Annotated in this window: 13 protein-coding genes; 4 read left to right on the top strand and 9 right to left on the bottom strand. The window is 62.6% G+C overall.

Features of this window, described 5'->3' with window-relative positions:
- Together JFT44_RS06685 and hemE are read left to right on the top strand one after the other, a co-directional pair.
- On the top strand, window positions 1-1,419 hold the full coding sequence (locus JFT44_RS06685) for an FAD-dependent oxidoreductase (RefSeq protein WP_034105894.1): 1,419 nt from the start codon (window positions 1-3) through the stop codon (window positions 1,417-1,419).
- Window positions 1,420-1,660: 241 nt separating this feature from the next.
- Window positions 1,661-2,728, top strand: a complete 1,068-nt coding sequence (hemE, locus tag JFT44_RS06680; protein WP_057437235.1) for a uroporphyrinogen decarboxylase — start codon at window positions 1,661-1,663, stop codon at window positions 2,726-2,728.
- A gap of 133 nt (window positions 2,729-2,861) precedes the next feature.
- On the opposite strand, the gene JFT44_RS06675 is transcribed toward hemE, so the two are convergent.
- Window positions 2,862-4,079: an MFS transporter gene (locus JFT44_RS06675; protein WP_233098307.1), complete on the bottom strand. Its 1,218-nt coding sequence runs from the start codon at window positions 4,077-4,079 to the stop codon at window positions 2,862-2,864.
- 171 nt (window positions 4,080-4,250) lie between these two features.
- On the opposite strand from JFT44_RS06675, the gene JFT44_RS06670 reads away from it, so the two are divergent.
- Window positions 4,251-5,144 carry a LysR family transcriptional regulator gene (locus tag JFT44_RS06670; protein WP_057437242.1) on the top strand — a complete coding sequence of 298 codons (894 nt, stop codon included), beginning with the start codon at window positions 4,251-4,253 and terminating at the stop codon, window positions 5,142-5,144.
- A 53-nt stretch (window positions 5,145-5,197) separates the two neighbouring features.
- Window positions 5,198-5,398: a type II toxin-antitoxin system PemK/MazF family toxin gene (locus JFT44_RS28600; protein ID WP_233098298.1), complete on the top strand. Its 201-nt coding sequence runs from the start codon at window positions 5,198-5,200 to the stop codon at window positions 5,396-5,398.
- Window positions 5,399-5,625: 227 nt separating this feature from the next.
- Here JFT44_RS28600 and JFT44_RS06660 read toward each other — a convergent pair whose 3' ends face one another.
- Genes JFT44_RS06660 through JFT44_RS06625 form a run of 8 tightly spaced genes read right to left on the bottom strand, consistent with a single transcriptional unit; the run spans window position 5,626 to window position 12,146 of the window.
- Window positions 5,626-6,075, bottom strand: a complete 450-nt coding sequence (locus tag JFT44_RS06660; protein WP_057958088.1) for a hypothetical protein — start codon at window positions 6,073-6,075, stop codon at window positions 5,626-5,628.
- A 27-nt stretch (window positions 6,076-6,102) separates the two neighbouring features.
- Complete coding sequence (locus tag JFT44_RS06655; protein ID WP_198830450.1) at window positions 6,103-7,329, bottom strand: beta-ketoacyl-ACP synthase; 1,227 nt, start codon at window positions 7,327-7,329, stop codon at window positions 6,103-6,105.
- Entirely contained in the window at window positions 7,329-8,057 is a 729-nt protein-coding gene (gene fabG, locus JFT44_RS06650; RefSeq protein ID WP_057437246.1) for a 3-oxoacyl-ACP reductase FabG, read from the bottom strand. Before fabG ends, JFT44_RS06655 begins: the two co-directional genes overlap by 1 nt.
- Window positions 8,050-8,514 (bottom strand): hotdog family protein, encoded by a 465-nt coding sequence (locus tag JFT44_RS06645; protein WP_057437248.1) that lies wholly within the window; start codon window positions 8,512-8,514, stop codon window positions 8,050-8,052. The genes fabG and JFT44_RS06645 overlap by 8 nt, the downstream gene beginning before the upstream one ends.
- Entirely contained in the window at window positions 8,511-9,677 is a 1,167-nt protein-coding gene (locus tag JFT44_RS06640; RefSeq protein WP_057958089.1) for a beta-ketoacyl-[acyl-carrier-protein] synthase family protein, read from the bottom strand. Before JFT44_RS06640 ends, JFT44_RS06645 begins: the two co-directional genes overlap by 4 nt.
- Entirely contained in the window at window positions 9,674-10,156 is a 483-nt protein-coding gene (locus tag JFT44_RS06635; RefSeq protein ID WP_057958090.1) for a hypothetical protein, read from the bottom strand. Before JFT44_RS06635 ends, JFT44_RS06640 begins: the two co-directional genes overlap by 4 nt.
- Window positions 10,153-10,887 carry a class I SAM-dependent methyltransferase gene (locus tag JFT44_RS06630; RefSeq protein WP_169989309.1) on the bottom strand — a complete coding sequence of 245 codons (735 nt, stop codon included), beginning with the start codon at window positions 10,885-10,887 and terminating at the stop codon, window positions 10,153-10,155. Before JFT44_RS06630 ends, JFT44_RS06635 begins: the two co-directional genes overlap by 4 nt.
- Window positions 10,888-10,898: 11 nt before the next feature.
- Complete coding sequence (locus JFT44_RS06625) at window positions 10,899-12,146, bottom strand: NAD(P)/FAD-dependent oxidoreductase (RefSeq protein ID WP_081044168.1); 1,248 nt, start codon at window positions 12,144-12,146, stop codon at window positions 10,899-10,901.
- Window positions 12,147-12,159: the final 13 nt, after the last annotated feature.

Genomic DNA, 12,159 nt, shown 5'->3' with positions numbered 1-12,159 from the left:
ATGGCTGAACGTCTGAATAACGACTTCCAGTTCATCGATGTCGGGCGCAAAGATCCGAAGAAGAAACTGTTGCGTCAACGCAAGAAAGAGTTCGTGGAGATCTACGAACCCTTCAAACCCCAGCACTCGGCCGATCAGGCCCACCGCTGCCTGGGGTGCGGTAACCCGTATTGCGAATGGAAGTGCCCGGTGCACAACTTCATTCCCAACTGGCTCAAGCTGGTGGCCGAGGGCAATATCCTCGCCGCCGCCGAGCTGTCGCACCAGACCAACACCCTGCCGGAAGTCTGCGGCCGGGTTTGTCCCCAGGATCGTCTGTGCGAGGGTGCCTGCACCCTCAACGACGGCTTTGGTGCGGTGACCATCGGCTCGGTGGAGAAGTACATCACCGACACCGCGTTCGCCATGGGCTGGCGCCCGGACATGTCCAAGGTCAAGCCGACCGGCAAGCGCGTGGCGATTATCGGCGCGGGCCCGGCGGGCCTGGGTTGTGCTGACGTGCTGGTGCGTGGCGGTGTGACCCCGGTGGTGTTCGACAAGAACCCGGAAATCGGTGGCCTGCTGACCTTCGGCATCCCCGAGTTCAAGCTGGAAAAGACCGTGCTGAGTAATCGCCGCGAAGTCTTCACCGGCATGGGTATCGAGTTCCGTCTCAACACCGAAATCGGCAAAGACATCACCATGGAGCAACTGCTCGAAGAATACGATGCGGTATTCATGGGCATGGGCACCTACACCTACATGAAGGGCGGCTTTGCCGGTGAGGACCTGCCGGGCGTGTATGACGCGCTCGACTTCCTGATCGCCAACGTCAACCGCAACCTGGGCTTTGAAAAGTCGCCGGAAGATTTCGTCGACATGAAAGGCAAGAAGGTCGTGGTACTGGGCGGTGGTGACACCGCGATGGACTGCAACCGCACGTCGATCCGCCAGGGCGCCAAGTCGGTGACCTGTGCCTATCGCCGTGACGAGGCCAACATGCCGGGCTCGCGCAAAGAGGTGAAGAACGCCAAGGAAGAAGGCGTGAAATTCCTCTACAACCGCCAGCCGATCGCGATTGTCGGTGAAGACCGCGTCGAAGGCGTGAAGGTGGTCGAGACCCGTCTCGGCGAACCGGACGCCCGGGGCCGCCGCAGCCCCGAGCCGATCCCGGGTTCCGAAGAGATCATCCCGGCTGACGCCGTGGTCATCGCTTTCGGCTTCCGCCCAAGCCCGGCGCCGTGGTTCGAGCAGTTCCAGATCCAGACCGACAGCCAGGGCCGCGTCGTGGCCCCGGAACAAGGCCAGTACAAGCACCAGACCAGCAACCCGAAAATCTTCGCCGGTGGCGATATGGTGCGCGGCTCTGACCTGGTGGTGACGGCGATCTTCGAAGGCCGCAACGCCGCCGAGGGCATCCTGGACTACTTGCAGGTCTAATACTGATCCCCCTGGAATGGGATCAAAAATGTGGGAGCGGGCTTGCTCGCGAATGCGATCTAACAGTGACCAGATATGTCCACTGACAACCCGCATTCGCGAGCAAGCCCGCTCCCACATTTGTTTTGCGGTGCTTTCATGTCCGCGACAAATTGACCCGATAGACAAAAGGCTGACCTGTAACCGTGCCTTTTGCGTCCGGCTCTGAGAAAATGCCCGCACTTTTTTTGCGGATGCCGACATGACTGCCCTCAAGAACGACCGTTTCCTTCGTGCCCTGCTCAAGCAACCCGTAGACGTCACCCCCGTGTGGATGATGCGTCAAGCCGGTCGCTACCTGCCGGAGTACCGCGCCAGCCGCGCCAACGCGGGCGATTTCATGAGCTTGTGCATGAACCCGGAGTTCGCCTGCGAAGTCACGATGCAGCCGCTGGACCGCTATCCACAACTGGATGCGGCCATTCTTTTCTCCGATATCCTGACCATCCCCGATGCCATGGGCCAAGGCCTGTACTTTGAAACCGGCGAAGGTCCACGCTTCAAGAAAGTGATCAGCACCCTGGCCGACATCGAAGCCCTGCCGATCCCGGACCCACACAAAGACCTCGGTTACGTGATGGACGCCGTCAGCACCATCCGCCGTGAACTCAATGGCCGCGTACCGCTGATCGGCTTCTCCGGCAGCCCGTGGACCCTGGCCACCTATATGGTCGAAGGCGGTTCGTCGAAAGACTTCCGCAAGACCAAGGCCATGCTCTACGACAACCCACAAGCCATGCACTTGCTGCTGGACAAGCTGGCGCAGTCGGTCGTGTCCTACCTCAACGGCCAGATCATGGCCGGCGCGCAAGCGGTGCAGATCTTCGACACCTGGGGCGGCAACCTGTCGGCGGCGGCGTACCAGGAGTTCTCCCTGGCCTACATGCGCAAAATCGTCAGTGGCCTGATCCGCGAACACGAAGGCCGCAAAGTGCCGGTGATCCTGTTCACCAAGGGTGGCGGTCTGTGGCTGGAAAGCATCGCTGATGCGGGCGCCGATGCGCTGGGCCTGGACTGGACCTGCGACCTGGGCGAAGCCCGTCGCCGCGTCGGCAACCAGGTGGCCCTGCAAGGCAACATGGACCCGACCGTGCTCTACGCCAAGCCGGAAGCGATCCGCGCCGAAGTGGGCCGCATCCTCGCCAGCTACGGCAAGGGCAGCGGCCACGTGTTCAACCTCGGCCATGGCATCACCCCGGAAGTGAACCCAGAGCATGCAGGCGCGTTCCTGCGTGCGGTGCATGAGTTGTCGGCGCAGTATCACGAGTAAGCATCAGCTAATAAAAAACCGGCTCAGGCCGGTTTTTTATTGGCTGACGATTGTTGTAGGAGCCGGCTTGCCGGCGATGACATGCCTGAGCCTTGTGGTGATTCTTCGGGCCACATCGCTGGCAAGCCAGCTCCTACAGTTTGAGCGGTGGCAACTTGGCCAGTTTCAACGCCACCAGCAGCGCCACGATCAGCAGCGCGATGATAAACCCGCCAATCCCGTTCCATCCGGCGTAATGCCAGAAAAACCCACCGGCCGTCCCGGCAATGCTCGACCCTGCGTAATAACTGAACAGGTACAGCGACGACGCCTGCCCCTTGGCTTTCAGGGCGCGGCGGCCGATCCAGCTGCTGGCTACCGAGTGGGCGCCGAAGAAGCCGAAAGTGAAGATCAGCATGCCGATGATGATCAGTGGCAGCGGGCTGAACAGGGTCAGGGTGATGCCGGCCAGCATCAGCACAATCGTGGCCCAGAGTACGCGACGGCGGCCGAGGCGGTCGGCCAGCGAGCCAATCTTCGCCGAGCTGTAGATGCCCGACAGGTACACCACCGACAGCAGGCCCACCACCGCCTGGCTCAGGTCATAGGGATCGGCCAGCAAGCGGTAGCCGATGTAGTTGAACAGCGTGACAAACGCCCCCATCAACACAAAGGCCTCAAGAAACAGCCAGGGCAGGCCGGCATCCTTGAAGTGCATGACGAAACCGTTGACCAGGTTGCGCGGCTTGAGGCTGCTGGCGCGGAAGTTGCGCGAGGGCGGCAGGATCTTCCAGAACACCGTCGCCGCAATCAGCGCCAGTGCGCCGATGATCAGCATTGCCGTGTGCCAGCTGACAAAGTCGATCAATACGCCAGTGATCAGGCGCCCGCTCATGCCCCCAATCGCGTTGCCGCCGATGTACAGGCCCATGGCCAGGCCGATGTGCTGCGGGTGGATCTCTTCGCTGAGGTAGGTCATGGCCACGGCCGCCAGGCCACTGAGGGACAGACCGAGCAGCGCGCGCATCCACAGGATGCCTTCCCAGGTCGGCATCAGGCCGCTGGCGATGGTGCACACGGCTGCGCAGAACAGCGAGGTGACCATCACCGGTTTGCGCCCCAGGCGGTCGGAAATCGGCCCGGTGATCAGCAGGCCAAAGGCAAGCATCGCGGTGGAGACGGAGAGGATCAGGCTGCTCTGCGCGGCGTTGATGGAAAACTCGTGGGACAGCACCGGCATCATCGGCTGTACGCAATACAGCAGGGCAAAGGTGGCAAAGCCCCCGGAAAACAGCGCCAGCACTGTACGCATAAACAACGGCGTACCTTTTTCGATGTACACGTCGTTGAGTTGCGCCACCACCTCATCCAGGGCAGTGGGCGGACGTTCTTGGGCAAGCGGAGCGACGGCAGCTTTCACGCGGGACCTCGGGAAGCAAAGGCAGCCAGGACTGGCCATGCAAAAAGAATATAGCTGGCTAATGATTCTTTCCAATATATTGTTCGACCTGTTTGATAGCTTTTACGACCTAATGAGGTTTTCATGGAATTGCGCCACTTGCGCTACTTCATCGCCGTGGCTGAAGAGCTGCATTTCGGCCGGGCCGCCCAGGTCCTGGGCATCTCTCAGCCGCCCTTGAGCCAGCAGATCCAGGCGCTGGAGCAGGAGGTCGGCGCCCGGTTGTTCGAACGCACCAATCGTCGGGTCGAGCTGAGCGAGGCCGGGCGCTTGTTCCTCACGGAAGCCCGCCTGGTACTGGCCCAGGTCGACAAGGCTGCGGATGTGGCACGCCGGGCGCAGTTGGGGGAGCTGGGGGAACTGAAGATTGGCTTCACCTCTTCGGCGCCGTTCAACTCCAGCATCCCACAGGCGATTTTTGCTTTTCGCCAGGCCTTCCCGGCAGTGCATTTGAATTTGCAGGAGATGAGCAGCACCGAGGTGGCTGATGCGCTGGGGGACGAAACGATCCAGGTCGGCTTGATGCGCCCGTTGCCATTGCCCGATGCATTGAGTGTCGTAGAGCTGATGCGTGAGCCCCTGGTGGCGGTACTCAGTGCCGGGCATCCGTTGGCGCAAGGCAGCGAGCGCGGTTTGCACCTGACGCAGTTGGCTGAAGAACCCTTCGTATTCTTCCCACGGGCCTACGGTAGTGGTTTGTACGCACAGTTGATCAACCTGGCCCGCGATGCCGGTTTCAGCCCGCACTTCGCCCAGGAGGCGGGCGAGGCCATGACCATCATCGGCCTGGTGGCGGCGGGGTTGGGAGTCTCGGTGTTGCCGGCGTCATACCAGCGCATCCGCATCGACGGTGTGGTCTACCGCACCTTGCTCGACCCGGAGGCGGTAACGGCAGTGTGGCTGGTGCAGCGCAAGGACCAGCAGTCACCCATGGCCAAGGCGTTTGTCGAGCTGCTGACGCGTAAGGCGTTGGTGTAGCGGCGTTCACATATCAGGTACCGGAACCGTTTGTTTTTCACTGAGTGACATGGATGACACTTCTCTATCAGCCCAAAGAAGGCAGTGTGTTGATTTGTGATTTTCGAGGCTATGAGGTGCCGGAAATCATCAAGATCAGACCCGTCATTGTGATACGCAGGCACAGGACCAATAAGCTGTTGGTAACGGTTGTGCCCCTAAGTACCACGGCGCCGCAGACGGTACTCGCACACCACTTGCAGCTTGAAAGCTAACCCAGTGTGCTGGGCGAAATGCGACAGCGTTGCCACCGTCAGCCTTGGACGACTTGATCGAATCAAGCGTAAGGATCGGCATGGCAAACGAACTTACAAAATCGCTGAACTTTCCAGTGAGCAGTTTTTAGCTGTTAAGGCCAAGCCAGCCTGCTTGTGAAGAGGGCGCCGAAAGGCGCCCTTTGTCGTTTCTGGTGCAAGGTAGATGCCGGTTTTTCAGGCGCCGATCAGTTCTGCTTCGACGTCCCCGTCTCCTTGAACAACTGCGCCGCGGTACCCGCTTGCGCGGCGCCGTTAGAGCGCAACGCGGCCATGATGTCGCGGTCGAGCATGCTCACCCAGCGGTTGTAGTTGCGATGGATCTTGCCGTTCTTGTAGCCCAGTTCCTGGCTGTCGCGATACGTGATGGCGTAGCTGGTGCCGGTGTAGCGAATGTCGATTTCGGCGTAGTAGCGGTTGCGCACATTGATCTGGGCCTGGATCAGGCGTGGGTCGGCGCGTTGCACGGTCCAGTTGCGCTTGTCCAGGGCGGTGAGGATGCTCTGTTTCATTTTCTCTTCACTGACCTGCTCGTTGGCGGCAAGCGCGTGCTGGGTGTTGAGCACCGGCTTGCTGGTGCAGCCGGCAGCGGTCAGCAGCGTCAGGGCGATAAGGGTGGCGCGTAGCAACGAAGACATTGCGTTCTCTCCAATCAAATAAAAGGCTTACTGCCAGCGGCGAAAGATCAGCGACGTGTTGACGCCGCCAAAGGCAAAGTTGTTGTTCATCACGTAGCCGTTGTGCATCTGGCGGAACTCGCCGCGCAGGTAATCCAGCTCGCCGCAGCGCGGGTCCACTTGATCGAGGTTGAAGGTCGGCACGTACTGGTCGCGGTTCATCATCTCGATGCTGAACCACGACTCCAGCGCCCCGCAGGCGCCCAGGGTATGGCCGAGGAAACTCTTCTGCGAGCTGATGGGCATGCGGCTGCCGAACAGGCTGCTGGTGGCCAGGGTTTCGGCAATGTCACCTTGTTCGGTGGCGGTGCCGTGGCCGTTCACATAACCGATGGCATCCGGCGCCAGGCCGGCATCTTCGAGGGCCAGCTCCATGGCGCGGCGCATGGTGGTCTGTTCAGGTCGCGTGGTGTGCTGGCCGTCGGCGTTGCTGCCAAAACCAACGATTTCGGCATGGATATGCGCACCACGGGCCAGGGCATGTTCCAGCTCCTCAAGCACCAGCATGCCGCCGCCTTCGCCGATCACCAGGCCGTCGCGACCGCTGTCGTAGGGCCGTGGGCTGGTTTGCGGCGCGTCGTTTTTCAGGCTGGTGGCGTAGAGCGCGTCAAACACCATGGCTTCGGTGGGGCACAGTTCTTCGGCGCCACCGGCTAGCATCAGTGGCAGGCGGCCGAACTTGATCGCTTCATAGGCATAGCCGATGCCCTGGCTGCCGCTGGTACACGCGCTGGACGTGGGGATCAGGCGCCCGGTGAGGCCAAAAAAGATGCTGATATTGGCCGCCGTGGTGTGCGGCATCATGCGCACGTAGGAGTTGGCGTTCAGACCCTCGGCCACCGAGTTGAGCAGCATATTGCCGAATGCCTTGATCTCGTCGGTGCTGCCGGTGGATGAGCCGCAGGCGACACCCATGCGCCCATCCTTGATCGACGCATCGCCCAGCAGGCCTGCGTCCTGCAACGCCTGCTCGGCGGCCCACACCGCCAGGCGCGAGACCCGGCCCATGCTGCGCAATTGTTTGCGGGTCCAGTGGGCCGGCACCACAAAGTCGTCAATCGGCCCGGCCAGGCGGGTGTTCAGTTCGCTGAAGCGATCCCACTCGTCCATGCGCCGGATACCGCTGCGCCGGGCGCGGAAGTTGGCGACGATGGTGTCCCAGTCGCTGCCCAGGGAGGTCATGCCGGCCATGCCGGTGACTACCACACGTTTCATCAGCACAGGCCCCCGTTCACGGCCAGGACCTGGCGGGTGATGTAGCCGGCCTCGGCTGACATCAGGAAGTTCACCGCACTGGCGACCTCTTCGGGGGTGCCCATGCGTTGCGCGGGGATCATTTTCATCAGTTCTTCCACCGGCACATTCTCATCGAGCATTGCCGTGTCGATCAGGCCCGGGGCCACGCAGTTGACGGTGATCTTGCGCTTGCCCAGCTCAATGGCCAGGGCCTTGGCGGCGCCGATCAGGCCGGCCTTGGACGCGCTGTAGTTGACCTGGCCACGGTTGCCGATCAGCCCCGAGACCGAGGTAATACATACAATGCGCCCGGCCGCACGACGCCGGATCATCGGCATCATCACTGGGTGTAGCACGTTATAGAAACCATCGAGATTGGTACGCATCACCACGTCCCAGTCGTCTTCCGACAACGCCGGGAACGCGCCATCGCGGGTCAGCCCGGCATTCAGCACCACGCCGTAATAGGCACCGTGGGCTTCTACGTCGGCTTCAAGGATCTGCTTGCAGGTGGCCCGGTCCGCCACGTCGAATTGCAGTACCCGCGCCTTGCGGCCCAGGGCCTCGACTTCGACCTGTACGGCATCTGCCTCGGCGCGGCCGCTGCGGCAATGCAGCACAATGTCATGGCCGGCCTGGGCCAGGCGCAGGGCGATAGCGCGGCCGATACCCCGGCTGGAGCCGGTGACCAGTACGGATTCAGTCATGACGCGTGTCCTTCGATTCAGCTAAATAGTTGGCCGCCTGGGGCGGTCGAAATACGTTCAGGCGGGCGCTGGCCTGGATCCCGTCGCCGGTCAGGTGGCATTCGAACACACCCATGCCGTTGTCGTCTTCCAGGGAGCGCAGGCCGTGGATGGTCAGTTCGCTGCCGGCGGGAAAGTGCTCGACATTGCATTCGAATTTGCGCGTGCCCAGCAGGAAGCCCAACTCCACTGCTTCGCCGTTCTGGCGTGCGCGGCAGCCGGCATAGGCGGCCACGCTTTGCGCCATCAACTCGACGCCGACCCAGGCCGGCAGGCTGCCGTCAGGGCGGTTGAACAGGCCGCCGGGCTTGACGGTGACGCGGGTGCGGATCTGTTCTTCATCGAACGCCAACACCTGGTCGATCAGGATCATGTCCCCGGCGTGGGGCAGCAGTTCGGCGAGTGGCCAATGGCTCATAGGGCGTCTCCGATAATCAGGCTGACGTTATTGCCGCCGAAGGCAAACGAGTTACTCATCAGGCAGCGTTTTTCCAGGAGGTCGCCGACCTTGGCCCAGCGCAGGGCGGGCAGCGCCGGGTCGGCTTGGCCGTCCCAGATATGGGGCGGCACAGCACCTTCCATCAGGCTCAGCCAGCAGAATGCCGCTTCCAGCGCCCCGGCGGCGCCGAGGGTATGGCCGGTCATGGGCTTGGTCGAGGAACAGGCTACACCGGCGGGGAACAGGCTTGCCACGGCCAGGCTTTCCATGGCGTCGTTATGCTGGGTGGCGGTGCCGTGCAGGTTCAGGTAACCGATCTGCGCCGGCGCCAGTTTCGCGCTGGCCAGGGCCTTGCGCATGGCCTGCAATGCGCCCTTGCCGCTGGGTTCCGGCGCAGAAATATGGTGCGCATCGCAACTGGCGCCGCTACCCAGCAGGGCGATGGGCGCCGGGGTTTTGCTCATCAGGAACAGCACCGCCGCCTCGCCGATATTGATGCCGTTGCGGTTCACCGAAAACGGGTTGCAGCGTTCGCTGGAGACCGCTTCCAGCGAGGTAAAGCCATTGAGGGTCAGCTTGCACAGGCTATCGACCCCGCCACACAGCACCGCATCGCACAGGCCCAGGTCCAGCAGGCGGCGTGCGCTCATCATTGCGCGGGCGCTGGAGGTGCAGGCGGTGGAAATCACATAGGCCGGGCCGCTCAGTTGCAGCCAGTCGGCGAGGAAGTTGGCCGGGGCGCCGAGTTCCTGTTGCCGGTAGTCATAGGCCTCGGGGAACTGCCCTTCGCGCAGGTAATGGGCGATGCCGCGACTGGCTTCATCAATGCCCGAGGTGCTGGTACCCAGCACCACACCGATACGCGAGGCGCCAAAGGTGTCGATCGCCTGCCGGATCGGGCCTTCGATCTGCAAGGCGGCCTCCAGCAACAGCTGATTATTGCGACTGCTCTGCTGGGCCAGGTGCGGCGGCAGTGGCGCCAGTTCGCCAGGCACGCTGCCCACCGGCAGTACTCGCTCGGGCACCCAGCCGCTCTCGGCGCGCATACCCGAGCAATCCCCGGCAAACAGATTGCGCCGCACGGCCTGCTGGCCGCGGCCTAGGGCGCAGATGATCCCCAGGGCATTGAGGTAGGCGGTCATGGGCTGCTCTCAAGCGCGGTGACGCGATAGTTCAGGTGCTGGCCGGGCATGTTCACGCTGAAGGTCAGGGGCGCGCGGTAGATCACCTGCCAGTGCGGCTTGAGTACCCGTACGCCATCGCCTTCACGGGCTTGGGGGTAGTTGCCGGGCATTTCAGCGGCCGGGGTCAGGGCGAACAGCAGCGCCGCAAACAGCTCGCGGGCCTGGGGGTTGGGCGGTAGCAGGCCATCTGCCTGCCAACGGCCGGCCACCAGCTTTTGCCGGGCCTGGGGGATGCCCAGCGGGTCCATCAGTGACCAGCGCAGGGCCTCGCCTTCGCGCTGGATCACCAGCAACCAGTCCTGGCGCTGGCCGTCCTGCTCGCGCTCGATATGCAATTGCAGGGGCAAGGCCAGGCTCGGTGTATGCACCGGCAGTGGCGGCTGGCTGGCGCACGCGGCCAGCAGCAACAGGCAGCCGATCAACAACGCGCGGATCATGCTGGCGGGCCTGCGAGTGGCTTGCGTGCAACCACATTCACCAGGGTCTCTTCACGCTCGCCAAACGGCTTGGGCTGACGCAGGCCCCAACGCTCCAGCAGGCCGAAGTCAGCCGAGCGGCTCCACCACAGGTACGGGTACGACACATTCTGCGGGCCAAACTCGAAACCCTGGTCGCGGATCATCTCCAGGTACTCGGCGGCGCTTTTCTGCACATGCATCGGGTGGCGGAACAGCCAGCGAATCACCCAGGTGTCGATATAGGCTTCGGTGGACTCGGCAAACAGCAGGTAGCCGCCCGGCTTGAGCACCCGATAGAACTCGGTGAGTGCCCGCTGTTGCTCCACCAGGTGGTGGAAGGTCTGGTGGCAGAACAGGATATCGACACTGTCATCGGCCACCTTGAGGGTTGCGCAATCGCTGCCGATCAACTCGATATCAATGCCCTGGCGCGCCGCTTCGGCACGGCTCAGGTCGAGGCTGTGGGGGTCGGCGTCAAGGCCGATCAGGCGCTGGGGGGCGAATACCTGCTGCAAATAACGGAACGACTTGCCCTGGCCGCAACCGGCATCCAGCAGCACTGGAGCTTCCGGCAGCGGGGTGCTGAACAGGCTGCGCAGGTCGTTGATTGCCACGCGCAGCACATGATGCTGCCAGGTGTGGCTGCGCAGGAACCAGAAGCCGAATTTGGTTTCTTCGACGTAGTTTTTACTCAAGTACTCTTTTGACACAGGTGGGCTGCTCATAGGTTTTCTGCCGCACAAATTTCCGAGAGCATCCGCAAGCGGCGCTTGGGTTCGCTGACAAAGGGGTTGCGTTCATCCCAGGCGTAGCCGGCGAGGATCGAACTGATCATGCGGCGGATTTCCGGCGAGCTGCCAGGGTGATAGATCACATCCTGGAAGGTGCCGGCGTACCAGCCTTCGACGTAGCAGCGGAAGGTGTCGACCCCGCGTTTGAGCGGCACCGCGAACTCGGTTTGCCAGTCCACGCTTTCGCCCTTGAGCTGGCGGTGCAAGAGCCCGGCGGCCATGCTGGCCGAGCGCATGGCGATGGTCACGCCGGACGAGAACACCGGGTCGAGGAACTCCGCGGCATTGCCCAGCAGCGCAAACCCCGGGCCATGCAGGGTGGTGACGTTCGCCGAGTAGCCGCCAATGGTCCGGGCCGGGGTATCCCACACGGCATTCGCCAGCACACTGGACAGGCTCGGGGTTTGTTCGATAAAGCGGCGCAGGCAGGCATCCAGATCCCCATCGCAGCCGGCGAAATGCTCCTTGGCCGCGACCACGCCCACCGAGCAGCGCCCGTTGCTGAACGGGATGGTCCAGAACCAGATATCGCGCTGGGTCGGGTGGGTGGTGATAAGAATCTTGCTGCGGTCGAAGCCCGGATGTTCGATATGGTCCTCGACGTGGGTGAACACCGCCTGGCGCAGCGGGAAGTTCGACGGCGCTTCCAGGTTCAGCAGGCGTGGCAGCACGCGACCGTAACCGCTGGCGTCGAGGACGAAGCCGGCCTTGATGTGGTATTCGCGACCGTTTTCGCGGCGTACATGCAGGTAGCGGTGGCCGGCGGCGAAATCCACCCCGACCAGGGTCTGGCCGTAACGGATCTCTACGCCTTGCAGCGCCGCCTGATCGGCCAGCAACTTGTCGAAGTCGGCGCGCTGGACCTGGAAGGTCGTGGGCTTGCCGTCGCTGAATGTGTCACCGAAATCAAAGGCGCTGTAGCGCTCGCCCCAGGCAAACGCGGCACCGGTTTTCAGTTGGAAACCGGCGGCGTTGACGGCCTCGAGCATGCCGGCCTCTTCGATAAAGTCGATGCAGTGGGACAGCAGGCTCTCGCCGATGGAAAAACGCGGGAAGTGCTCGCGCTCGATGATCAATACATCATGCCCGTTACGCTTGAGCAGCGCGGCCGCAATGGCACCGGACGGGCCGGCACCGATCACCACGACCTGGCGGCGTTCCATTTCAACTGTGGGCACTGTGGCTCCTTGC

The organism is Pseudomonas sp. MF5691 (genome assembly GCF_016405645.1).
Classification (GTDB): domain Bacteria; phylum Pseudomonadota; class Gammaproteobacteria; order Pseudomonadales; family Pseudomonadaceae; genus Aquipseudomonas; species Aquipseudomonas shahriarae.
Note: the sequence above shows the minus strand (reverse complement) of the source record. Positions and strands in the feature narration are given on the sequence as shown.